At 59.8% G+C, this 23,213-nt stretch carries 22 protein-coding genes, 5 tRNA genes and 1 other RNA gene; 6 read left to right on the top strand and 22 right to left on the bottom strand.

Going from position 1 to position 23,213, the window contains the following annotated elements; genetic code table 11:
- Window positions 1-11: 11 nt before the first annotated feature.
- The 18 genes from thpR to PLH32_02130 form a co-directional block, all read right to left on the bottom strand.
- Window positions 12-572: an RNA 2',3'-cyclic phosphodiesterase gene (gene thpR, locus PLH32_02215; protein ID HQJ63398.1), complete on the bottom strand. Its 561-nt coding sequence runs from the start codon at window positions 570-572 to the stop codon at window positions 12-14.
- Window positions 572-1,822 (bottom strand): competence/damage-inducible protein A, encoded by a 1,251-nt coding sequence (locus PLH32_02210; protein ID HQJ63397.1) that lies wholly within the window; start codon window positions 1,820-1,822, stop codon window positions 572-574. The genes thpR and PLH32_02210 overlap by 1 nt, the downstream gene beginning before the upstream one ends.
- Window position 1,823: 1 nt before the next feature.
- Window positions 1,824-2,300 carry a phosphatidylglycerophosphatase A gene (locus tag PLH32_02205; GenBank protein HQJ63396.1) on the bottom strand — a complete coding sequence of 159 codons (477 nt, stop codon included), beginning with the start codon at window positions 2,298-2,300 and terminating at the stop codon, window positions 1,824-1,826.
- Window positions 2,301-2,429: 129 nt separating this feature from the next.
- Window positions 2,430-3,026, bottom strand: a complete 597-nt coding sequence (gene recR / locus PLH32_02200) for a recombination mediator RecR (GenBank protein ID HQJ63395.1) — start codon at window positions 3,024-3,026, stop codon at window positions 2,430-2,432.
- Window positions 3,027-3,049: 23 nt separating this feature from the next.
- Window positions 3,050-3,391, bottom strand: a complete 342-nt coding sequence (locus PLH32_02195; protein HQJ63394.1) for a YbaB/EbfC family nucleoid-associated protein — start codon at window positions 3,389-3,391, stop codon at window positions 3,050-3,052.
- A 15-nt stretch (window positions 3,392-3,406) separates the two neighbouring features.
- A complete protein-coding gene (dnaX, locus tag PLH32_02190) occupies window positions 3,407-5,113 on the bottom strand; it encodes a DNA polymerase III subunit gamma/tau (GenBank protein HQJ63393.1) in 1,707 nt (568 codons plus the stop codon).
- Window positions 5,114-5,147: 34 nt separating this feature from the next.
- Window positions 5,148-5,415: signal recognition particle sRNA large type (ffs, locus tag PLH32_02185), an RNA gene on the bottom strand.
- Window positions 5,416-5,425: 10 nt separating this feature from the next.
- Window positions 5,426-5,498: transfer RNA gene (locus PLH32_02180), tRNA-Ala, on the bottom strand.
- Window positions 5,499-5,557: 59 nt separating this feature from the next.
- Window positions 5,558-5,646 (bottom strand) — tRNA-Ser (locus tag PLH32_02175).
- A 24-nt stretch (window positions 5,647-5,670) separates the two neighbouring features.
- Window positions 5,671-5,757 (bottom strand) — tRNA-Ser (locus tag PLH32_02170).
- Between the two features lie 46 nt (window positions 5,758-5,803).
- On the bottom strand, window positions 5,804-6,253 hold the full coding sequence (tadA, locus tag PLH32_02165; protein ID HQJ63392.1) for a tRNA adenosine(34) deaminase TadA: 450 nt from the start codon (window positions 6,251-6,253) through the stop codon (window positions 5,804-5,806).
- Window positions 6,254-6,273: 20 nt separating this feature from the next.
- Window positions 6,274-6,350: transfer RNA gene (locus PLH32_02160), tRNA-Arg, on the bottom strand.
- Between the two features lie 39 nt (window positions 6,351-6,389).
- Window positions 6,390-6,462 (bottom strand) — tRNA-Glu (locus PLH32_02155).
- A 52-nt stretch (window positions 6,463-6,514) separates the two neighbouring features.
- On the bottom strand, window positions 6,515-7,417 hold the full coding sequence (locus tag PLH32_02150; GenBank protein ID HQJ63391.1) for a purine-nucleoside phosphorylase: 903 nt from the start codon (window positions 7,415-7,417) through the stop codon (window positions 6,515-6,517).
- The gene (locus PLH32_02145; GenBank protein ID HQJ63390.1) at window positions 7,414-8,001 is read right to left on the bottom strand and encodes a thymidine kinase; all 588 of its coding nucleotides are present in this window, start codon (window positions 7,999-8,001) and stop codon (window positions 7,414-7,416) included. Before PLH32_02145 ends, PLH32_02150 begins: the two co-directional genes overlap by 4 nt.
- 85 nt (window positions 8,002-8,086) lie before the next feature.
- Window positions 8,087-9,298 (bottom strand): uridine kinase, encoded by a 1,212-nt coding sequence (gene udk, locus PLH32_02140; protein HQJ63389.1) that lies wholly within the window; start codon window positions 9,296-9,298, stop codon window positions 8,087-8,089.
- Window positions 9,291-9,704 (bottom strand): cytidine deaminase, encoded by a 414-nt coding sequence (cdd, locus tag PLH32_02135; protein HQJ63388.1) that lies wholly within the window; start codon window positions 9,702-9,704, stop codon window positions 9,291-9,293. Before cdd ends, udk begins: the two co-directional genes overlap by 8 nt.
- Before the next feature lie 131 nt (window positions 9,705-9,835).
- Entirely contained in the window at window positions 9,836-10,285 is a 450-nt protein-coding gene (locus PLH32_02130) for a single-stranded DNA-binding protein (GenBank protein ID HQJ63387.1), read from the bottom strand.
- 177 nt (window positions 10,286-10,462) lie between these two features.
- On the opposite strand from PLH32_02130, the gene PLH32_02125 reads away from it, so the two are divergent.
- The 3 genes from PLH32_02125 (at window position 10,463) to PLH32_02115 (ending at window position 13,220) form a co-directional block, all read left to right on the top strand.
- On the top strand, window positions 10,463-11,446 hold the full coding sequence (locus tag PLH32_02125; protein ID HQJ63386.1) for a ParB N-terminal domain-containing protein: 984 nt from the start codon (window positions 10,463-10,465) through the stop codon (window positions 11,444-11,446).
- A complete protein-coding gene (locus PLH32_02120) occupies window positions 11,443-12,537 on the top strand; it encodes a DNA photolyase (protein HQJ63385.1) in 1,095 nt (364 codons plus the stop codon). Before PLH32_02125 ends, PLH32_02120 begins: the two co-directional genes overlap by 4 nt.
- Before the next feature lie 62 nt (window positions 12,538-12,599).
- A complete protein-coding gene (locus PLH32_02115; GenBank protein ID HQJ63384.1) occupies window positions 12,600-13,220 on the top strand; it encodes a DedA family protein in 621 nt (206 codons plus the stop codon).
- 52 nt (window positions 13,221-13,272) lie between these two features.
- On the opposite strand, the gene PLH32_02110 is transcribed toward PLH32_02115, so the two are convergent.
- From PLH32_02110 to PLH32_02095, 4 genes are read right to left on the bottom strand one after another with little or no spacing between them, the layout of a single operon-like run.
- Entirely contained in the window at window positions 13,273-14,517 is a 1,245-nt protein-coding gene (locus tag PLH32_02110; protein ID HQJ63383.1) for a M20 family metallo-hydrolase, read from the bottom strand.
- Between the two features lie 31 nt (window positions 14,518-14,548).
- Window positions 14,549-15,256, bottom strand: a complete 708-nt coding sequence (locus tag PLH32_02105; protein HQJ63382.1) for a WbqC family protein — start codon at window positions 15,254-15,256, stop codon at window positions 14,549-14,551.
- Complete coding sequence (locus PLH32_02100; protein HQJ63381.1) at window positions 15,253-16,422, bottom strand: glycosyltransferase family 4 protein; 1,170 nt, start codon at window positions 16,420-16,422, stop codon at window positions 15,253-15,255. The genes PLH32_02105 and PLH32_02100 overlap by 4 nt, the downstream gene beginning before the upstream one ends.
- The gene (locus PLH32_02095; GenBank protein HQJ63380.1) at window positions 16,419-18,584 is read right to left on the bottom strand and encodes a Tex family protein; all 2,166 of its coding nucleotides are present in this window, start codon (window positions 18,582-18,584) and stop codon (window positions 16,419-16,421) included. Before PLH32_02095 ends, PLH32_02100 begins: the two co-directional genes overlap by 4 nt.
- A gap of 323 nt (window positions 18,585-18,907) precedes the next feature.
- Here PLH32_02095 and PLH32_02090 point away from each other — a divergent pair, with 323 nt between their 5' ends.
- The 3 genes from PLH32_02090 to PLH32_02080 all read left to right on the top strand — a co-directional run bounded on the left by PLH32_02090 (window position 18,908) and on the right by PLH32_02080 (window position 23,156).
- A complete protein-coding gene (locus tag PLH32_02090; GenBank protein HQJ63379.1) occupies window positions 18,908-19,348 on the top strand; it encodes a YtxH domain-containing protein in 441 nt (146 codons plus the stop codon).
- Between the two features lie 28 nt (window positions 19,349-19,376).
- On the top strand, window positions 19,377-19,775 hold the full coding sequence (locus PLH32_02085) for a DUF948 domain-containing protein (GenBank protein HQJ63378.1): 399 nt from the start codon (window positions 19,377-19,379) through the stop codon (window positions 19,773-19,775).
- Between the two features lie 117 nt (window positions 19,776-19,892).
- Window positions 19,893-23,156 (top strand): PDZ domain-containing protein, encoded by a 3,264-nt coding sequence (locus tag PLH32_02080; protein ID HQJ63377.1) that lies wholly within the window; start codon window positions 19,893-19,895, stop codon window positions 23,154-23,156.
- Window positions 23,157-23,213: the final 57 nt, after the last annotated feature.

Genomic DNA, 23,213 nt, shown 5'->3' with positions numbered 1-23,213 from the left:
GTACCTGCTATTTATAATTCGATTCTTTTTAGCGGCGTATACAGAGCGCCATCCGGTTTCAACTCACTGCGCATGATGACAATACTGCCCGCGGCGAAGGGCATGGGTGCAAAACCCCGTTTCTGCATTTCCGCGCAGAGCGGCTGCAAGGTGTCTGGCGATTTCACCCGCCCCAGGGTCAGATGGGGCGAAAAACGGCGTTGCTCACGTGGATACCCCAATGCGGACAGTTCTGTTTCGATCTGTGCCTGTATCGTTTTAAGCCGGCCCGTACTTTCCTCGATGCCAACCCAGAGCACCCGCGGCCGCGTCAGATTGGGAAAGCCGCCCACACCGGCAACAGTCATGCCGAAAGCAGCCGTGCCATGACACGCCCGTTCTACAGCCTGTGCAATGGCCTCGATCCGACCGGACTCGACATCGCCGAGGAATTTAAGCGTTAGATGGATCCCTTCCGGACGGGTCCAGCTGACGCCCCTCCCCAGCGGCCGGAGCTGCTGCTGCAAGTCGGACAGTGCCGTGCGAATCACCGCGGGAAGCTCGATTGCAATAAAGATGCGCAGCGTTGACATCAAACCTGAATGTTGAATAAATTTTTCCGCAGCAAATTGAGAGCCAGGGCGGCAAAGCGTTCCTTGTTGACCAGGCGGTCGCCGGAGATCACCCGGTGCTCCTCAACTGCCGTGCCCCGGCCGCCAGAATAGCCGACAAAAACCAGACCGACCGGTTTTTCCAAAGTCCCTCCGTCCGGTCCGGCGATGCCAGTGACGGCGAGCCCATGCTCGGTCCCGCTGATCCGGCGCACTCCCGCGGCCATGGCTTCCGCCACGGCCGCGCTGACAGCGCCGTGCTGCACGATCAGGGTTTCGGGAACCCCCAGGAGCGCTATCTTCGCGGCATTGCTGTACGAGACGATTCCGCGCTCAAAAAATCGGGAGCTTCCTGGAATATTGGTTATCCGGTTGGCGATCAGTCCGCCGGTGCAGGATTCGGCCACCGCCAGCCGTTCCCTGCGCGATACCAGTTCTTCGCCCAGCGCCGCCTCGAGGGTGATATTGCGTTCGGCGTAAATAAAGGGCTGGATATTCCGGCGCACCAGCCGGGCCGCCTCTTCCAGTTTTTGTTGAGCTTGTGCTTCATCCTCAGCCATCGCGTTAAGGCGGATGCGCACCCCAAAGGGACTGGGCAGAAAGGCGATGCGGACCAGGGCGGAGATCGCGGCGATATCCCCGATCCGTTCATAGAGCGCGCTCTCGGCAATACCGATGGTGGCGATATGATGGGTGAGCAGGATCGCCCCAGTACGCCCGGCGCGCAGTTCAGGCAGAACGCTCTCCCGCATCATCGCCTGCATTTCATAAGGCACGCCCGGCATAAAGTAAAAGCGCTTTCCCGGCGGCGTAAAAAGATAGCCCGGCGCGGTGCCTCGATCGTTTTGAATCAACTGCGCCGTTTCCGGCACCAGGGCCTGATCCTCGTTGACCCGTGCCATGGGAAGATTGCGGCGTTGAAACAGGGACCGGATGTGGGTGAGCAAGGCCTCGTTGCGGATCAGTCCCACTCCGAAATAGTCGCAGACCGCCTTGCGCGTAATGTCGTCGTTGGTCGGTCCCAACCCGCCAGTGACGAGGATGCAATCGGCTCTCGCTTCGGCCTCCGCCAAAGCGGCCGTGATCTGCTCGAGATCATCCCCCACCGTAGTCACGCGGTTCACATTCATGCCGGCCTCGAGCAGTTCCTGGCCAATCCAGGCGGCATTGGTGTTGATGGTCTGGCCGATGAGCAGTTCATCGCCGATGGAAATCAGCTCGATCCGTGCCATGTTATCCTTTCATGGGCCAGAAGCGGACCACGACCTGCACGAGGAGATTGGCATAAATTCCCGCCATCATATCATCGGCCATGATGCCCCAGCCATGCGGCAAACGTTCGGCGGTGCTGACCGGAACGGGCTTGAGGATATCAAAAAACCGGAAAGCCAGAAAAGCCAGGATGAAAACACTCAGCGTGCGGGGCAGGAAGAGCAGGGAGAGCATCATGCCGACCACCTCATCCCAATTCACCCGTCCAGGGTCCTCGCCCCAGCGTATCTCCGCCCGTTTGGCGGCCCAGACGCCGGCCAGCCCGCACAGCAGCGTGCCGGCCAGCAGCGGCACGCCCTGGTCCATCTTAAGAAACCAGAGGCCGAGCGCAGCCAGGGCCGCACCTACGGTTCCCGGCGCGATCGGGAAATATCCGCTATAGCATGTCGTTGCCAAAGCGCAGGCCGCGTGATCCGGCCAGGATAATTTATCAGTCACAAGTGACCACCTGATAGTGTGTGCAGTAGGCTTCCGTCGTCCAGCTAGCAAGAGGGTATTTTAAGGTACTAAAAAATTGTCAATAAAGGCAAGTGATAAATTGCTCCGGCAGGGAGGGAAGGGAGGGGGTCACACTGGGACGCGGCCCGCCATGGCGCGCGCGAGCGTCATCTCATCGGCGTATTCAATGTCGGCGCCGACCGGTATGCCGCGGGCGATGCGCGACAGCTTGATCTGCATGGGTTTCAACAGCCGGGCCAGATAGAGGGCTGTCGCTTCCCCCTCGGTGTTGGGATTGGTTGCAAGAATGACCTCCTCAACCCCCTCGGGCAATCGCACCAGCAATTCCCGAATCTTCAGATCGTCGGGGCCGACGCCATCCAGCGGCGAAAGCGCCCCGCCCAGCACGTGGTACAATCCCCTGAACTCGCCGGTTTTTTCGAGGGCTACCACATCGTTGGCCTCCTCGACGACGCAGATCAGGCGACGATCGCGTCGCTCGTCGCTGCAGATCGGGCAAGGGTCCTGCTCGGTGATATTAAAGCAGTGCGAACAATAGCGTACCTTTTCATGCAGCTCATTCAGAGCTTGCGCCAGGCCAGCAATCTCCTCCGCCGGGCGCTTGAGCAGGAAAAAGACCAGGCGCTGGGCTGATTTCCGGCCGATGCCGGGCATTTTGCTGAGCTCATGGATGGCGCGCTCGACTGCTTCAGATGAATAGTTCATGACAGCGCTTCGCCGGCTGGGAGTCAAAAACCGGGCAGTTTGAGTCCGCCAAGCATGCCGGGATCCATGCCGCCGGTTATCTTAGCCATCTCCTCCTCCGCTCGGGCGCGGCCGTTCTGCAGCGCTTGGTTGACTGCGGCGAGAACAAGGTCTTCCAGCATCTCAACATCCTCCGGATCGACCACCTCTGGATTGATTTGAATCTGCAGGAGTTCCTGCGCGGCGTTGGCAGTCACGATCACCATATTGCCGCCGGCGCTGCCCTCAACCTTGAGATTGGCCAGATTGGCTTGCGCCTTTTGCAACTCTTCTTGCATCCGCTGCGCTTGGCGCAGCAATCCACCCATATTGCCCTTGTTGAACATTGTCACCTCGGTCTTTTACTTCAGGAACTCGGCATCGAAGAGCTGGACGACGGTTTGAATCCAGCGGTCTTCCTGGAGCAGTTTTTCGAACTCTTTCTTGTTGTCGGTTAAGGGTGCAATTTTGCGCACACGGGGCAAAAGGCCCTCTTCATCCTTGACGCAGACAATGTTCAGGGAGGTGCCCAGGATTGCCGCGATGATTTCCTGCAGCAGCGCGCGGCTGTTGAGGATGGCGTCCATCTGAAAACTGCTTTCGCGGGGGAACATGATTTCCAGCTGGCCGTTGCCCACCCGGGTCGGCCATCCATCACAGAGAAAGGTCCCCAGGGCGACCTTCTGAGCCCGTATGGCATCGAGAATGGATTGCCAGCGCTCCTCGATGAATGCCAGCGTCAATCCCGAGGAACTGGCGGCCGCGGCCGGTACCGGGGCGGGGGCGGACGGAGCGGGCAGAGGCGGTGCAGCGCCCGGCGGCGATGCGGGGACCGGAGACGCCGTGGATGGTGGCGGTGCGGCATGGAAGGCGGCGTGCAGGCTGACATCAGGAAGGTTCGTAACACCGCTCAACCCGGACGGGCTAGAGTTTTTTTTTACCTCGTCGTTGAGATGCGCCATCAAGGCCGCCAGTTGCACACTGCCGCTCATCCGGACCATCTTGACCAAGGCCACCTCGAAGTGCAGACGGGCATTGCTGCTACGGCGCACCAAATTCTCCGTATCGGCCGCTATCTTGATCAGACGCAGTAGGTCCTCCACGGAGAAAGCCTCTTTCTCCTGCTGATACCGCGCGATGTGCTCCTCGGAACAGTCGATGAGATGGGCCGCGCCGCTGCTCTTGATCACCAGAAAATTGCGTAAATGCTGCTCAAGGCCCAGCAGAAACTCGTCAAAATCAAAGCCCTCGTTGAAGATATATTCGGCGAGCTTGACCGCACCCTCGGTATCCTTGTTGCGGATCAGATCGGTCACCCTAAAAAAGAGCTCCTGATCGATGATCCCGAGCAGGGAGGCGACATCGCGGGCCTGGATGTTCTTACCAGCAAAAGCGATGATCTGGTCGAGGATGCTCTGCGAATCTCGCATGCTGCCATCGGCCTTGGTCGCGATGATGCGCAGGGACTCGGCATCGATGGTGATTTCCTCCTGCCGGCACATGGTCTGCAGCTGCTCGACAATAGTATGGTGGGGCATACGCTTGAAATCGAAACGCTGGCAGCGGGAGAGGATTGTCGCCGGCACCTTGTGGACCTCGGTGGTGGCGAAGATGAAGAGCACCCGGACAGGGGGCTCCTCCAGGGTCTTCAGTAGCGCATTGAAGGCCTCATTGGTGAGCATGTGCACTTCATCGATAATATAAATACGGTATTTGCCGGGATTGGGGGTGTAACGCAGCCCCTCGCGCAAGTTGCGCACTTCATCAATGCCGCGGTTTGAGGCACCGTCGATTTCAAAAACATCAAGGCTGCGGCTTTCATTGATTTCGATGCAGGAGGAGCAGGTATTGCAGGGATGAATGGTGGGGCCCTGGTCGCAGTTCAGCGCTTTGGCCAACAAACGCGCGACGGTGGTCTTGCCGATGCCGCGCGGACCGCAAAAGAGATAAGCATTGGCGATCCGGTTCTGCTGGATGGCGTTTTGCAGAGTCTGGGTCACATGTTGCTGCCCCATCACATCGGTGAAGAACATGGGGCGGTATTTTCGAGCAAGCACCAAGTAGGACATGCGGGGATCCGGCTTCGGTGACAAAATAAAAAGGCTGTGCACCCACCCTCGACCTCTCGGCGTTCAAGCCGGCACAGCCCACAACTCCAGCCAAGTACTCCCGCGGCACATAGAGCATGTGCTTGCCGCTGCTATCTTCCGATCCTGACGGGGTTGGGCACGACTCCATTGCGTGGGGCTTGAACTTTCAGCGTTGCGCACTGTGGAGAGACAAGAACGTGAGCAGGCCTCAGAATGGGACTTCGACCCTGCTGGAGCGGGTTGCAGGTTACAGGGCACCGCTAGCTCCCCGTCTAGCACAGCCTTTTCTTGTGGAGCTGATGGGATTCGAACCCACGACCTATACGTTGCGAACGTACCGCTCTCCCAGCTGAGCTACAGCCCCGAAAAAAAGATGAAACCGCCTGTTGATGCCGGATCCCGGCATCCAGACGCAGGGACCACTGGCGGAGAGGGCGGGATTCGAACCCGCGGTAGGGGTCGCCTACACACGCTTTCCAAGCGTGCTCCTTAAGCCTCTCGGACACCTCTCCAATCGATCAGACTGCAAAACTATGCGGAGAGGCAGGGATTCGAACCCTGGGTACCCGCAAGGGCACAACGGTTTTCGAGACCGCCCCGATCAGCCGCTCCGGCACCTCTCCAATAGAAACGCATGCATCCCGCCAGCGACCAACGGGCGCACTGGATCTAACGCAGCTTGCGAAAGAACCGCTTGAGTAGATCGCTGCATTCCTCATGCAGCACCCCGCTGATCAGACGCGCCTGAACATCCAGCTGTCGACCATCGGTCAGCTGCAACGCGCTGCCGCATGCGCCATAGCGCGGATCGGCGGCGCCATAGACAATCAACGGGATACGCGAGAGCAGTGCAGCGCCCGTGCACATCATACAGGGTTCAAGGGTAACATACAGGATGGATTGATCCAGCCGCCAGGAGGCGAGGGCATTGGCTGCAGCAGTGACAGCCAGCATTTCGGCGTGCGCGGTGGGATCTTGCAGGGACTCTATGAGATTGTGCCCCCTGCCAACGACCCGGTCCTCATGCACCACGATCGCGCCGACCGGAACCTCATTTTTGTCCAAGGCCTTCTGGGCTTCGGCCAGCGCAAGCCGCATCCAGGCCACATGATCCTGCATGAGGAAAGCCTTCCCAAAATTGGCGCGCCCGGAGGAGCTCGAATCCCCAACCTTCTGGTCCGTAGCCAGATGCTCTATCCAGTTGAGCTACGGGCGCGTTATGTCCAGAGAACAGCGAAGAGTCACTTGGACGATGTAGCGTGTACGGGATTCGAACCCGTGTTACCGGCGTGAGAGGCCAGCGTCCTAGACCCCTAGACGAACACGCCATAATCCCAAGCTCATAAATATACTATATTTTTATGATTTTGTCAATATTTTTCAACCAATCCGCCGCTCACCCGTCGATCCGGCCCCAGTCTCTGTTCCCAGGCCGGGCCGATCCTCTGCCAGATCAGCGACAACCGCCTCCAGCAAGTTTCCCAGTCGCGTTCCCGCCTGATCCGCCGTCGTGGTCACTTCCTCGTGGGTGAGTTTTACCTTCGACAGGCCGGTGCCGGGATTGGTGATGAGCGAGATGCCGAGCACGCGCAGGTGCCGCTGCCGAGCGGCGATGACCTCGGGAGCGGTGGACATCGATACCGCATCCCCGCCGAGCAGCCGCAGCATGCGCACCTCCGCAGCGGTTTCATAGGCCGGGCCAGTCACCCAGCAAAAGATCCCCTCCCGCAGCGGGATGGCCAGCCGCTGGGCCGCCGCGCGCGCCACCTCGAGCAATCCGGGATCGTAACAGTGCATCATGTCGGGGAATCTGGGCCCGAGCTGATCCTCCGGCCGGCCGGTCAGCGGACTGGTAAAAGTGAAATTGAGCTGATCGGTGATGAGCATCAGATCGCCGGCAGCGAATTGCGGATTCAGGCCGCCGCTGGCAGTGGTCACGATCAGGATCTCGATCCCCAGACTGGCAAGGAGGTGGACGGGAAAGATCACTTGCTTGAGGTCATAGCCCTCGTAATAGTGGACCCGTCCCTGAACCGCGATCACCGGTGTCGCGCCGAGCCGGCCGGCAAACCAGCGGCCGGCATGCCCCGGCACGGTTGAATGCGGATAGTAAGGAATCTCCGCGGTATCGATCTGTTCCGCCTGGCAGATCCGCTCGGAAAACCGGCCCAATCCCGAACCGAGGATGATCGCAACCCGCGGCGGTTCCGCAAGCCGGGGACGGACAAAAGCCACCGCCTCCTGGACCTGATCCCGCAGACGCAGCGTTTGCATCGATGTCATTTCGCTTTCTCCGCATCTTCCGGGCTGGAAAAGACCTCATGGCAGAAGCGGCAGCGCGCCTCGTAGATATTCTGTGCGCCTACCACCACCCGCGCCGAATCGTGGCTGAGGCGCTGGGTACGGTTGGCTGGGTTGCCACACTTGACACAAATCGCCAGGGTCTTGGTGATGTACTCGGCCACCGCCAGCAGCTGCGGAATGGGCTCAAAAGGCTTGCCGGTATAATCTTGGTCGAGCCCGGCGACGATGACCCGCTTGCCCCCGTCGGCCAGCTTTTGACAGACCTCGACCAACTCCGGCCCAAAAAACTGCGCTTCATCAATCCCGATCACGGTGGAGTCGCCCGCCTGTTCCAGGATCTCCTGGGCCGAGGTCACTGTTTTCGAGGGGAGCCGCCCCTCATTATGCGAGACGATGTGCTCGGTGGAGTAGCGGTTATCGATGGCTGGTTTGAAAATCGCTACCTTCTGGCGGGCGATCTGTGCTCGCCGCAACCGGCGGATCAGCTCCTCGGTCTTGCCGCTGAACATGCTGCCGCAAATCACCTCGATCCATCCGGTATCTTTTGGAACAATACTTAACATGATCCGCTCCTGCCCGTTACGATACGTGTCTATTTTTTTCGCCCGGCGCGGTCGCAGCCGGGAGGGCGGATGGTGTAGGCCCGCCTCAATCCCGCTCCAGCTGACGCAGCAGATTGGCGAAGTGCCGCCCCGCATTGGGATAGAGCGAGCGTTCCTCCACCTTGGCGAAATCGGCCACAATCCGTTCCACATCCGCCGTGGTGATCACCTCCGCCGCCCGGGGATAGAGCGCCTCGTTCTCCTGGCGGATATGGGCGCGGCGCCTGAAAAGATAACCTTCGAGCTGCGCAGCCAGTCCGCTCTGCTCCGCCCCGGTCAGCACCGCCGCCCTGCCGATCCTCGCGAGGATACCGGCGATCAATTCCCGTTCCGCCTCATGATCCAGAAGCATCTCTTTGATGAGGCCCTCCTGTGGCATGCCGTTTTCCACCAGGAGAGGAAAGAGATGATTCTCCTCCTTGACGTTGTGAATCCGGTCGCCGAAGGCGAGGAAAAAATGGAGCAGCTTGGCGATGCGCCCGGTTTCGATGGTGCCCTCCCGTTTGGCCGCAACCGCAGCCTCCAGCAGGAAGAGGCCGCGCAAGAGCAGGGCATGCTCGGCCATCAGCATTTCCTGCCAGGTGCGCAGGGGCGTCGCACGCTCCGGCCGCTGGGCATGAAGGGAGGGATTGAGAGCCCGCACACGCTGCAGCACTTGCGGCAGCACTTCCTCCACCGGCACCTCGCCGGAGAGAACCAGATCGGCCCGTTCCCGGCTGGCGAGCACATGTTCGATGAACATCGGCCGCACCGTCGTACAATACTGCTGGATCACCGACTCCATGGTGCGGCCGCGTTCGAGGACATCGCGTTGCAGGCGACGGATGAAACAGATATCCAGCGGTGTATCCACATAGAGCCGCAGATCGAAGAGGGGCAGCATCGCCGGCACCGTATAGAGCAGCAGTCCATCGACGATGACTAGATCCGCCGGCCCGGCACGCCGCCGCTCCGGCCTCCGGTTGTGCACTGAAAAGTCGTAGAGGGGATGTTCAATGCTCGAACCGGCGCGCAACGCCTCGAGATGGCGGATGAGGAGGGAGAACTCCACTGCATCCGGATGGTCGTAGTTGATGTGCTGACGCTTTTCCAGAGTCAAATCAGAACGGTCTCGATAATAATCGTCCTGGCTGAGCAGGAGACCCCGCAGGTCGGGCAGCGCCGCGAGGATATGCTCGGCGATAAAGCTCTTCCCAGATCCGGAGGGGCCGGCGATGCCGATGATCAGACAAGAGAAGCGGTTCGAGGGGTCAATCATGCATCAGGTATCCTTCATCAAAGGCATGCGGCAGCAGATCGCTCAACGACAGGATGCGATACTCGGTTTCGCTACGCGCCAGAATTACCTGCAGATCCCGGGCCCACTCCCAGAGTACTTGGCGGCAGGCGCCGCAGGGCGGGCACCAATTCCGCTTGCCGGCGACGACAGCGATGGCGGTGAAGGCGGTTTTGCCCTCCGCCAGAGCCCGGAAGAGGGCCACCCGTTCCGCGCAAAGGGTCAATCCATATGAGCTGCTTTCGATATTGAATCCCGTGATCAGGGTGCCGTCCGCGCAGAGCAGGGCGGCGCCGACCCGGAATCCGGAAAACCGGGCCTTCGCAGCATTGCTGGCCTGAAAGGCCGCGCGAATTAGGGGCACTGGATCATAGGGTGGTTGTGCCATTGTTCTCCTCAAACCATCAGACCGCCGCAATGGAAACAAAAAATCCAAAGCCGCTCAGGACCTTGGATTTTGGAACCGTCAGAACCGTTCCGGAACGGACCAAGTGATTTCAGCCCGCCCTGGAGCCCCTCTTAAAAGGGCAGATCGTCTTCGCTATTGGAGCCCTGGCTCTGGCCATTGAAATCGGCCTCGGTCGGCAGGGGCGTTTCTATCATCTCGGCCCCCTCCCGCTCTCCCCGGCCTTCCAGCAGCTGGATCGATTCCGCCTGAATTTCCGTTGTATAGCGCTTGGTCCCATCCTTGTCCGTCCAGGAGCGGGTCACCACCTTGCCCTCCACGTACAGCCGGCTGCCTTTTTTGGCGTATTGGCCAATGACCTCCGCGAGCTTGCGCCAGGCCACCACTCGGTGCCATTCGGTCTTTTCCTGCGCCTTGCCCTCCTGATCCTTCCATGAGGTATTGGTCGCCAGACTGAGGGTGAGGACGGCGGCGCCTGCGGGCGTGTACTTCAATTCGGGATCCGCGCCCAGTCTTCCGATGAGCATGACTTTGTTCAAGGTGCCTTTACAATCGAAAGCCATCTGACGCCTCCTTGTTTTGAATGATGAAGGTCTATTGCAGCCCGCCTGATTTTATCTTACTAATAAATTCCAACTTTGTCAAGGGAATTTATCGCCACCAAAAGAGCAAACCGTATGAAAAGACTTGAAATAAAAGCCCTAAAATAGTTACATTAAAGTCTTGACCCGGAGAGCCTTATGGATTTTACTTTTTATACCCTGGCCCTGAGTGAGATCGACGGCGAGGACCGGCTTTTCCAGCTTTGGCCTGCACCACAGAGCAACGCCCTTGTCCGCTCGGTCGCCGCCCTCGGCCTTCTCACTCCCCTGACGCTGCAGCCGCGCCGTGACGCGGCTGCAGCTGGTCTCCGCTTCCGGCTGGTGCGCGGGTTCCGCCGCTACCAGGCTGCACTTGCAGCCGGACTCACAGCGGTTCCCGCGCGCCTGTTGCCCGAGGAATGGGATGACCGGACCGTCTATCAGCGCATGCTGGTGGAGCGCAGCGCCTCTGCACCCCTGTCTCCGCTCGAGGCCGCCTACGCCCTCACCACCCTGCGGCGCACCTTTGCCTGCGAGACCGCGGAGATCATCCGCACCTGGCTGCCGCGCATGGGCCTCGCACCCAACCCCAAACTCGTGACCCTTTATGAACCATTGGTACAGCTCGAGCCGGAATTGCAAGCCGCCCTTGCCGCCGATGATCTGGGCGTTGAGAGCGCCAGCCTGCTTGCCGCTGCTCCGGCCGCTGAGCGCCGCAGCTTCTGGCTGCTCTGCCAGCAACTGCGCCTCGGCAAAAACCGCCAGCGTGAATTCTGGACGCTCCTTGCCGATATCGCCGCCATAAAAAACAGCAGCATCGCTGAGCTTCTGGCCGAACCCGACCTGATGGTGCTGCTGGCCGACCTGCACCTGACCCCCTCGCAAAAAAGTGACCGGGTCAGGAATCGGCTGCTGCAGCTGCGCTATCCTCAGTACGGCGAGGTGCAGGCGCGGTTTGAAGCGCTGCTCCGCAGCGCCAAATTGCCACCGCAGATCCATTTGCGTTCTACCCCCTGGTTTTCGGGCGAGGAGTACCGGATCGAACTCTCGTTCACCTCAACCGAGGAATACGCCCGTCATCTGCAAGTGCTGCAAACCATGCAGGAGCGGGGTCTGATCGCCCAACTGGTACAGCTGGCATGAACCACTCTGTGTGCCAGCCCTTCATGCCCGAACACCTCTATATCGAGGAGGCGGTTCGCGAGAGCCCCTGGACCCGGCGCATCCTCGACCGCCTGCCCGGGGCAGATTGCATCGTCGTAGAGGATGAGAAAGCCTTGCCGCTCAATCCGCCGCCGAAAAGCATCCTCTTAGCGCGGCAGCGCGGTCCCTTCCTGCGTCTCTGTCCCGGCACCTCCCGCCATATCTGCTGCCTTTATCACAACCTCGACATCGCCGCCGGATGCGATCTGGGCTGCTCTTATTGCATTCTTCAGGGTTACCTCAATGTGCCCATGACCACCCTCTACTGCAATCTCGAGACCATGTTCGCTGAGCTGGACGATACCCTCAAACGGCACCCACGCCAGTTCTTCCGCATCGGCACCGGCGAGCTATCCGACAGCCTGACGTTCGACCATTTCACCGCCTGGAGCGGCGATCTGGTCGACTATTTCAGCCGCCAAAGCAATGCCATAATCGAGCTGAAAAGCAAAAACACCCACACCGCCCATTTTCTCCACCAGCCCCATAACCGCCGCACGGTCGTCTCCTGGTCGGTCAACGCCGCGGCGATGGTAGCCAGTGAGGAACCGAACACACCGCCGCTGGCAGCGCGTCTTGCCGCTGCGGCGGCAGCCCAGGAGGCCGGCTTCTGGATTGGATTTCATTTCGATCCTATGATCCGTCACGAGGGCTGGGAGGAGGGGTACCGCGCCGTCGTTGAGGCGATCTTTGCACGGATCAAGCCCACGAACATCGCCTGGATCAGCTTGGGCGCCCTGCGCTATCCCCCCTTCCTCGATGAGATCATCCGCGAAAACCACCCCGAGTCGCGGATCCCGCTGGGCGAGCTGCTGCCTGGAGCGGACCTGAAGTTCCGCTACTTCAAGCCGCAGCGCATCGAAATGTTCCATAAAATGTACCGATGGATCAAATCGCACGGCCAGGAGACGCCGGTCTATCTCTGCATGGAGAGCGATGAGGTCTGGCGCAAGGCCTTTGGCTGGTCCCCGGGAAATTCCGCAGGATTGAAACGGATGCTCGACCGGCGCGTCGGAGGCTCCATCCGATAATTGCGCAGATCGTTCCGTTTGATGGTATACCTATATAATTATCCCACCATCGGAGAAAAATAATGATCACCCAGTATATCTCTGAACTGGCTATCAGGTTGCTTGATGCCGGGGGCTATTGGAGTGCCGCCCTGCTAATGATGCTCGAGAGCATGGTGGCCCCCGTACCGAGCGAAGCCGTCATGCCCTTCGTCGGATTTCTGGTCGCCGACGGCAAATGGAATTTTGTCGTCTCCGCAGCAGCGACCACTGCCGGTTCGATGCTCGGCTCGATTCTCTCATACTATATGGGCTATTTTGGCGGCAAACCCCTCGTGCTCAAGGTCGGCAAGTACCTTCTGCTCGACCGTCATGATCTCGAGCTCACTGAAAAATTCTTCGCCCGGCGCAGCGGCACCATCACACTCTTTTTCAGCCGGTTCATACCGGTGATCCGCCATTTCATCTCCATCCCGGCCGGCATGGGCAAAATGCGTCTCTTTCCCTTCCTCGCCGCGACGCTGGCCGGCGCCACCCTCTGGAACACCTTTCTGCTCTATCTTGGTCTCAAGCTGAGAGAAAACTGGGGGGTTGTACAGCAATACTCCCATCAGGTCGATATCGTCGTGGTGCTCCTGCTCGCGGTCCTGGTGGGCTGGTTCATCCACTCCCGGCTCAAACGTCGCAGGGAAGTAGTCCGTTGACCGGTGCTGACGAAAAGGCCCGCTGAAGAATTTCAGCGGGCCTTTTGGCATTCTAGGCGTGAAGCATGAGGTAGGCCATCACCGTGGCGTCGCTGAGCGTGTGGGAGATCCGGGAGGTTTCTCCCGGCTGATGGGCGGTATCCTCTAGAGTAGACCAGACTGCGGCCGGAATGCCGGCACGGCGGAAGATCGCCGCCACAGTGCCGCCCCCAATGCCGACGCAACGCGGCTCGACCTTCTTGACGGCCCGGATGGCCCGTTTGAGTCCGTTGACAACCGCAGCACTCTCCGGGGTGGGCGGCGCCGCCTCCGACCGTTGTTGCGGCTCCAGGCGCACACTGACGCCGAACTGTGCCTCTACCTCGTCGGCCAACGCTCGGATCTTCTCCTCCACGATCGCCAGGGGATAGCGCGGCAGGACCCGGCAATCGAAATAAAAGACCTCCTTGCCTGGGATGGTGTTGACATTGGGCACATTGGCTTCATGCTTGGTCGGCTCGAAGGTGCTGTTCGGCGGGTCGAACAGAACATCCTGTGCATTAAATGTTGCTTCAAGTGCATCCATCCGGACCACCAGGTGGGCGGCGGCGCGCGCGGCGTTGTTGCCCTCTTTCGGCGTGGAGGCGTGACATTGCGCTCCGGTCACCGTCACCTTGAGCCAGAGGATGCTCTTCTCCGCAATTTCGATGATCTTGCCCTCGGGATCGCCGGCGTCTGGGACGAGGACCAGGTCATTTATGCCAAACTGGTTGCGATGGTGCTGCATGAGATATTCCAGCCCGTAGCGGCTGGAGGTCTCTTCGTCAGAAACCACCGCCAGCCCGAGGTTGCACGGCGGCCGGATTCCCGCCTCCTTGAAGGCGGCGACCGCGAGCAAGCCCGAGATCAACCCCTGATGGTTGTCTTCGGTGCCGCGGCCTTGGAGTACATCCCCGTCCACTCTTAAACGGTAGGGATCCTCCGGCGCCCAGCTCTCCAAATCGCCCGGAGGCACGACATCGAGGTGAGCGAGCACCCATACCGTCCGGCTGCGGTCCTCGCCATGGAGCCGTACCAGCAGATTGGGGCGGTGCCCGCAGGAGACCCGTGGATCTGGAGCATTGAGTTCTTCGAGCTCATCGAGGCCGAGCTGCTCCAGGTAGCTGCGCATGTAATCCGCCTTGAGCCTCTCACCATCGCCATCGTTTTCCGGCGCCAGCGCCGGGATGGCCACAAGATGGCGCTGCAGAGTGATGACTTTTTCCTGCCAGCCGGCAATCAGGCCGGACAAACGGCTCATTTTTTGTGTATCCGTCATAAAACCTCCTGTGATCTCATCGCAAGCCGCTTCAAGTGTCCACCACCCGGTACTCCACGCTTTTTCGGATATGGTCCGCCGCTGCCGGCCCCTCGTTGAAAAGAAGATCAAGAATGGAGAGGCCGGGCTGGAAATCCGGCATCTGCTGATGATAGGGCGCCGCCCCAAATTCGAGCTGCAGTAGGGTTATCCCCGCGTCGCGCAACCGCGCTCGGTCGAGCAATGCCACTTCAAAGGGCCATACCAGGTAACAGTTGCATCCACAAGCCGCCGCCCAGGCCAGAACCCTCCCGGTGCGATCCGCCACCGCGGGGAGTTCCGTGCTGGAAAAGCAGGTGGCAGTGGCTTGCAGGCTCCGCACGGCAAAACGGCCGGTCGCCCGGAGCAACGTGGCCAGGGAGCTGCCGGCCCCGCGTATGATCCCGGACACCGCATCGGAATAAAAGTAGTACCAGGCGGCATTGTGATAGGTGTATTCAAGGGTGCGTAGGTGCAGATCCCCCCACGGCTGGCGCGGATCGATCTCCAACTCGTCGATGCGGGCGCCCGGTTTGCCCCGGCTGAGCACTGGGACTGAGAGCCAGTGCACTCCTGTCCGGGTGCGGATAGCCGCCCGATGGATGGACTCCTTGCGGCTGAAACGAAAGCTCTCCGCCTCCACCACGACCTCAGCGGTCAGCAACTTGGCACACTCTTTGACAGAGGCAAAATAGGCGGGAGGCTGCACAGCCATAATCATACGTTCCGCTCCAGTCCGGCATAAAGCTGCAAAAGCGGCTGGCGCTCGCTCTCCCAGCTGTAATGCGCCCGGGCATAAGCCGCCCCGGCGATACCCATCGCCTCGGCCTCGTCTGGATGGTCCAGCAGGTGCCGGATGGCCGCAACATGCGCCTCCACCTCCGCCGGAGCAACCAAAAGGCCGCACCCCGCCGGCAGGATCAGCTCGCGCAGGCCGGGCAGATCGCTCGCGACAATCGGTAGGCCGCAGGCCATATACTCGAAGACCTTGTTGGGATAACAGAGCTTGATGAGCTGGGGATGCGGCTGCCAGGGGACCAGCCCGATGCGGGCGCGGTAGAGGTAAGCGGCCACCTCTTCGTGGGGCACCAGTGGAATATGGGTGATGACCCCCTCGAGATCCCTCGCGCGGATCAGCGCCTGCACCTCCTCACCTACATGAGGTTCATTGAAGGGTCCGAGGCAGGTGAGACGCAATTGCGGATAAGCGGGATGCAGCAGGGTCATGATCTCGACCAGCACGCGCGCGCCGCGGGCGTAGCTCAGCCCGCCAAGGTAGAGCAGCTCTGCGGATCGAGCGCCTCGCTGCGGCACGGAAAAGATCTCCAGCCGGGGAAAGTTCCGCACCATAACCGTGCGGCAGCCGCGCCGCCGCAGCCGCTCTTCCTGGTCGGGGACCACGCAGATGACCGCATCCAGATGGCGCGCCAGGGCGGGTTCACACCAGGCGACCAGCCGGGAGAGCAGCGGCTTTAGCCCGCCTGGCAGCCAGGCCCGCTCGCGGACCGCTTCGGGATAGTTCTCATGACAGTCATAGATAACCGCCGCGCGCGTCCACCGTTTCAGAAGCCACCCCGCGGGCAGCAGCTCAAGATCATGAAAATGATAGACTTGGGCCTTTTGGCGCAACGCGGCCCAAAAAAAACGCCAGAGAGAGGAGAGACGCTGGCGGCGGTTCGCCGGTGGGGTCATTCCGATGAGGCGCACACCGTCCCGTTCCGCGGTGGTGAAGGGGGCATGCACCAGGAGGGTGACCTCGTAGCCCGCCTCGGCTAGCGTCTGCGCCTCCCGGTGGAAGATCCGGACGTCATAGGGCCGGTGCACGCTGGTAAAAATGCATACCCGCAACGGCTGGACCTCGTCGCCCGGCATCGCGTCCCCGCTCAATCCAGCACCATACTCAATCCGATGCGGTGCCGTTCGCGGTCGATGGAGATGACCTTAACTTCGATGACATCGCCCACTTTGACGACATCCAAAGGATGCTTGATGAACTTTTTTGCCATGCGGCTGAGATGAACCAGGCCATCCTCCTTGACCCCGATATCGACGAAGGCCCCGAAATCGACCACATTGCGCACCGTGCCCTTGAGCACCATCCCTTCGCTCAGATCCTCCATGCTGAGTACATCGCTGCGCAGAATCGGCTTGGGCATCTCATCACGCGGATCGCGGTTTGGCTTTTCCAAGCTGGCGATGATGTCCAGCAGCGTCTCCTGACCGCAGCCGCAGCGTTGCGCGAGCTCCGCCAGCGGCCGGCGGCTCTTCTTGAGCTGCCGGCTCACCAGTTTGCCGTTCTCCTGGACCTGAGCGATGGTGAGGCCCAGCTCCTGTAGGAGCTTTTCGGCGGCGCCATAAGACTCGGGATGGACCGCGGTGCGGTCGAAAAAGTGCTCACTTTCGGGCAGACGCAGAAAACCGGCCGCCTGGATAAATGCATTCTCGCCCACGCCTTTGACTGCCTTGAGTTCGTCGCGGCTGTCGAACCGGCCCTTCTCTTCGCGGTATTTGACGATGTTCTCCGCAACCCGACTGTTGATCCCGGAGACGTATTGCAGTAGCGAAGCCGAGGCGGTGTTGAGGTCGACGCCCACATTATTGACGCAGGATTCAACCACCTGGTCCAGGGATTCAGCCAGGCGTATCTGGTCGACGTCGTGCTGGTATAGTCCAACGCCGATCGATTTGGGATCAATCTTGACTAGTTCGGAGAGGGGATCGAGCAAGCGGCGGGCGATCGAAATGTTGCCGCGGAGGGAGGCCTCGAGTTCCGGAAACTCCTTTTTGGCCACCGGGGAGGCGGAGTAGACCGAGGCGCCGGCCTCGTTGACGATGACATACTGGACCGGTCGGCTGCACGCCGCGATCACCTCGGCGGCCAACTTTTCGGTCTCGCGGCTGGCCGTGCCATTGCCGATGGCGATGATATCGATCCTGTAATCCTCGATAAATTCAAAGATTGTCTCCTTGGCCTCCTCCCAGCGCCGCTGCGGCTCGTGCGGATAGATGGTAGTGCCTTCGAGATATTTGCCGGTCTGATCGATGGCGGCAATTTTGCAGCCGGTGCGGAAGCCAGGGTCAATACCGAGGATGATGCGACCACGCAGCGGCGGCTGCATCAGCAAAGCGCGCAGGTTCTGTGCGAAGATGTTGATGGCATGATCGTCGGCCTTATCGGAGAGCTGGGCGCGGATTTCGCGTTCGATCGCCGGAGCGAGGAGACGGTGGTAGGCGTCGGCGATGGCCTGGCGCAGCTCGCCGGTGAAGATGCTGCGAGGCTGGGTAATGCAGGCCGCTTCGATTGCAAGCACCAACTCCGCTTCCGGGGCCTCAACCTCCACCCGAAGAAAGTTTTCGCGCTCGCCGCGGTTGATGGCGAGGATGCGGTGTGGCGGGATGGTTCGAACCGGCTCGGAGAACTGCTTGTAGATCTCATACTCCTGGCAGTTCTCCGGGTCGCGGGCCGCGGAGGTGAGAAATCCCCGGGCCAGGGTCAACTCGCGGATGGTCTGGCGAATCCGGGCCTCCTCGGCGACCGTCTCCGCGCAGATATCGCGCGCACCCGCCAGGGCCTCCTCCGGGCTCTCCACCCCTTTTTCGGCATCGACATAAGCCTGGGCATAGACCAGTGGATCGCCACTAAGGATCTCCTGGGCAAGGATGAGCTGCGCCAGCGGTTCCAGCCCCTTCTCCCGTGCCATCGTCGCCCGAGTGCGTCGTTTCGGTTTGTAGGGCAGATAGAGGTCTTCCAACTCCTGCAGCCTGGCCGCGGCATGGATGCGTTCTTCCAGCTCGGGCGTCAGTTTGCCCTGTTCCTCAATGCTCTTGAGAATGGCTTGCCGGCGCTCCTCGAGGTTGCGGAGATAGCGGATGCGCTCCTGTATAGCGCGGATTTGCTCCTCGTCGAGGCTGCCGGTGACCTCCTTACGGTAGCGTGCTATAAAGGGGACGGTATTTTCCGCATCCAGCAGATCCACCGTGTTCTTGACCTGGCTCCAGCGCAGGCTCAATTCCTCGGCGATGAGGGTAAAAAAATGCTGCTCGTCCACGACGTCTTTCCTGAAAAGAGATTCCTGCCAGGTAAAAGGGCCAACAGCCTGTAATATATCAGCCAAAAGGGAGAAAAGCAAGGATTTTGCCGTAACCTTCGAGTCTCGTCATCGTAATGGAAATTATACGCGCTGCCGCCGGCTGGGTGGCCATACCGGCAAAAAGGGCCTTGACTTTTTGATATTATTTCACTAATTGTATAAAAGGGGGAGGATGCAATTCCCCGATTTTATCACGCCCGGGGGAACAATTAACCAGCCATATTGTTATATAAAGAGATCCCATCAAACGATTATCATCATCTTATCAGGAGGAAATGACCATGTCTGAGAATGGATTCGATCGCGACAGTTTCTTCAAGGGATTGCTGATCGGCGGCACTCTGGGTGCGATCGCCGCGCTGCTGTTCGCCCCCAAGTCGGGCAAAGAGCTGCGTGGAGATATCCGCCGCAAGAGCGAGGAAGCGGTTGAGGGCTCCAAACGCCTGTATAACGATGCCCGCGCCCGCGCCTCTGCGATCATCACCGAAGCGGTCGACAAGGCTCAGGCTCTCCGTGAAGAAGCCACCGAGCAACTCGCTAGCGCCCGGAGCAAAGCCGAGGAACTCCTCACCAGTGCCGGCCATAAAGTGGATGAGCTGAGCGAAAGCGCCAAGGAATACTTTTACGACACCAAGGAAGAAGTCGCAAAAAAAAAAGTAAAGGCTGAAAAGGCCGTGACGGCAGGCGTCCAGGCCGCGCGCAAGGAGTTCGAAAAAAAGTAAGCCCTAACGCGTAAGGAGAGCCCCTGTGATGCTGGAATACAGTGTGGTCGTCATCGCCGCTGTTATGGTGCTGACCTGGGTGGCCCTGATCGTGACCTTGTTCTACGTCATCCGCCTGATCAAATCCATCCAGCGGTTGACCGAGACTATCCGGCCGCATATCGCGCCCATCAGTCACGATCTAACAATCATCACCCAAAAGACAGCGCGCGTCCTTGAATCCGTGCAGCGCCAGACCCTCATGATCGAGGAGAGTGTGGACAATGTCCGTCAACTCTCGCGCAACGTCAAGGATTTCGAGCAACATCTGCTGCAAAAACTGGCCCTGCCCGCCGTCAAGATATCTCAGGTGGGCCAGGGCATCAAACGTGGTTTCGATGCCGTCTTCGGCCTGCTGTCGCATCGCAGCCGCAAACGAATAGAATAGCCGGGAGTACGATAACCCTGCCGCCACAACCTGCTGCAGGGTTTTTATTTGCCTAATCCTCAACACCGCTCCCGATCCCCGCCGCTTAAGCTTCATTCCGAAACTGAAAGGATCCTTATGAAACGACACACCCTGCCGTTCCTGCTCCTCGTTCTACTGCTCAAAGCCGCGACGGGCATGGCCTCCACCCTGCTGCTCCGTTTTCCCGCCATCCATGGAGAACAAGTCGTCTTCAGCTATGCCGGCAACCTCTACACCGTATCGGCTCAGGGGGGTATCGCCCGCCCCTTGACCAGCGACATGGGCTACGAAATGTTCGCTCGCTTTTCCCCCGATGGCCGGCAGATCGCCTTCACCGGACAATACGATGGCAACACCGAGGTCTACCTGATGCCCGCCGAGGGCGGGGTGCCGCAGCGCCTCACCTATACCGCGACCCTCGATCGCGACGATGTTTCCGACCGCATGGGCCCCAACTCCATCGTAATGGGCTGGAGCGCGGACGGCCGGCAGATCCTGTTCCGCTCACGCATGTATGAATTCAACGACTTCAAGGGAAAGCTCTTCCTCGTTCCCCGAGAGGGCGGCATGCCCGAACAACTCCCTTTGCCGCGTGGAGGCTTTGGTTCCTTTTCCCCGGACGGCAGTCAGTTTGCCTACAACCGCATCTTCCGTGAATTCCGCACCTGGAAGCGCTACCGCGGCGGCATGACCGACGATATCTGGATCTATAACCGCACTAGCAAAAGGACCCGCAACCTCACCCAAAATCCCGCTTCGGACCTCTTTCCCATGTGGTGGCGCGACCGGATCTTTTTTCTCTCCGACCGCGATGAGAACAAACGGATGAACCTCTATGTTTGTAGGCCGGACGGCAGCGGACTGCGCCAGCTCACCCGCTTCACCGATTATGACATCAAATTCCCCTCTCTCGGCGACCAAGCGATCGTTTTCGAAAAGGGCGGCGCCCTCTTCCGTTTCGATCTCGCCAATGAGAGCCTGCACGAGATCCCGGTGACCATCGCCGAGGATCTGGCCGCTAGCCGCTCCGGGATCGCCGATGTCAGCACCGCAATTGCCAACTACGAGATCGCACCCGATGGCCAACGCGCCCTTTTTGGCGCCCGCGGCGATCTCTTCACCGTTCCCGCCAAGTACGGCGAAATCCGCAACCTCTCCCGGACTCCCGGTATTCACGAACGCAACAGCATCTGGTCGCCCGACGGCCAATGGATCGCCGCGATCTCCGACCGCACTGGGGAGGACGAAATCTGGCTCTTCCCCCAGGACGGGAAGGGGGAACCCCGGCAGATCACCCGCAACGGCGACGTCTATAAATATCGGCTGAGCTGGTCGCCCGACAGCCGCAAACTGCTCTGGGCGGACAAAAGACTGCGCCTGCAATACGTCGATATCGAATCGCTGACGGTCACTCCGATCGATACGGCCCGCACCTTCGAGTTCACCGACTATGTCTGGTCGCCCAGCAGCAAGTGGATCGCCTATGTGAAGGACGAAGAGCAAATGATGTCGCGGCTCTACCTCTACTCCCTGGATACCAGGAGCACCACCGCTGTCACCGATGGCTGGTTCGACTGCTCCAGTCCGGCTTTCAGTAGCGACGGGCTATTTCTCTATTTCGTTTCAAACCGCGACTTCAATCCGCTCTACAGCCAGACCGAGTGGAATCATATCTATCGCGACCTCTCCCGCATCTACCTTTTAACCCTGAACAAGGAGACCCCCTCCCCGTTCAAGCCCAAAAGTGATGAAGTTCAGGTCAAGAAGCCGTCGGGGGCCGCAACCAAGGCCCCGGAGAGCGGCAAAAAGGAATCGGCCGTCGTCGTCACACCGCTCAAGATCGATCTCGACGGTTTGGCGCAACGGATCGTCGGCCTGCCCGTCACACCGGCGCAGTACGGCCATCTCTCCGCTGTCGAACAAAAACTCTATTACATCCGCCGTAGCAGCAAGGACGAAAAGCCCTTGCTCTTGATGTATGATCTGAAGGAACAGAAAGAGACTGAACTGGGTCAAATCGACGGGTATGAAATCTCGGCTAATCAGAAAAAGATGCTCGTCAAACAGGGTTCCGCCTATGCCCTGATCGACCTGCCGACGGCGAAGATCGAAATCAAAGACAAGCTCGACCTCACCGGCATGGAGGTGGCCCTGGACCGAAAGGCGGAGTGGCGGCAGATCTTTACCGAGAGTTGGCGCCAGATGCGCGATTTTTTCTACGCACCCAATATGCACGGAGTGGATTGGGACGGTGTTAAAGAAAAATACGGCGCGTTGGTTGACTATGTCGAACACCGCGCCGACCTGACCTATCTGATCGGCGAGATGATCGGCGAGCTCAACGCCGGCCACACCTATGTCGGCGGCGGCGATCTGCCCAAGACGAAACGGATCAAGCTGGGACTGCTCGGGGCTCAGATCAGCAAGGAGGTCGCCAGCGGGTATTTCCGAATCGACCGGATCCTCAAAGGCGAAAACTGGCAGACCAAGGATCGCTCCCCACTCGCCGAAATCGGGGTCAATGCGGCCCCCGGCGATTATATCCTAGCCATCGACGGCCAGCCGACCGCCGCGATGCCCAACCTCTATGCGGCTCTGGTCAACAAAGCCGGCAAACAAGTGGTGCTGAGACTCAACAAAACTCCCACTGCTACCGGCAGCCGCGAGGTAACCGTCGTCCCCATCGACAGCGAGGCCGAGCTCTACTATTACGACTGGGTGCAGAACAACATCGCCAAAGTCGACAAGGCCACGGGCGGCACAGTGGGTTATATCCATATACCCGATATGGGCACCCATGGGCTTAACGAATTTGTCAAATACTATTACCCTCAGCTGCAGAAAAAAGCCCTGATCATCGACGATCGCGGCAATGGTGGCGGCAATGTCTCTCCCATGATCATCGAGCGGCTGCGCCGCGAAATCACCATGTTCACCTTTGCCCGCAACACCATAGCGACGCCTGCTCCGGGTGGCATGCAGTGGGGACCCAAGATCTGCCTGATTGACGAGTTCTCGGCTTCCGATGGCGACCTTTTCCCCTACCAGTTCAAACAGCTCAAGATCGGCAAGCTGGTGGGCAAACGCACCTGGGGTGGCGTGGTCGGTATTCGCGGCTCGCTGCCCTTCCTCGATGGCGGTTCACTGAACAAACCCGAATTTTCCCGCTTCGGTCTGGATGGCAGCAGCTGGATCATCGAGGGAACCGGGGTGGAACCGGATGTCGAGGTGGATAATGATCCCGCCCTTGAATACGAGGGCATCGACCAGCAGCTTGACAAAGCCATCGAATTGATCCAGGAAGAACTGAAAACCTGGAAAAATACCGTACCGCCGGTGCCCCCCTTCCCCGAGCGCTGAGACTGCCGCCTGCCCCGCCGTTGCCGACATACCGGTGGGGCAGGATTTCCCATCAGA

This window comes from bacterium (genome assembly GCA_035419245.1).
Taxonomy (GTDB): Bacteria; Zhuqueibacterota; Zhuqueibacteria; order Residuimicrobiales; family Residuimicrobiaceae; genus JAKPUX01.
This window is presented reverse-complemented; position numbering and strand designations above follow the sequence as displayed.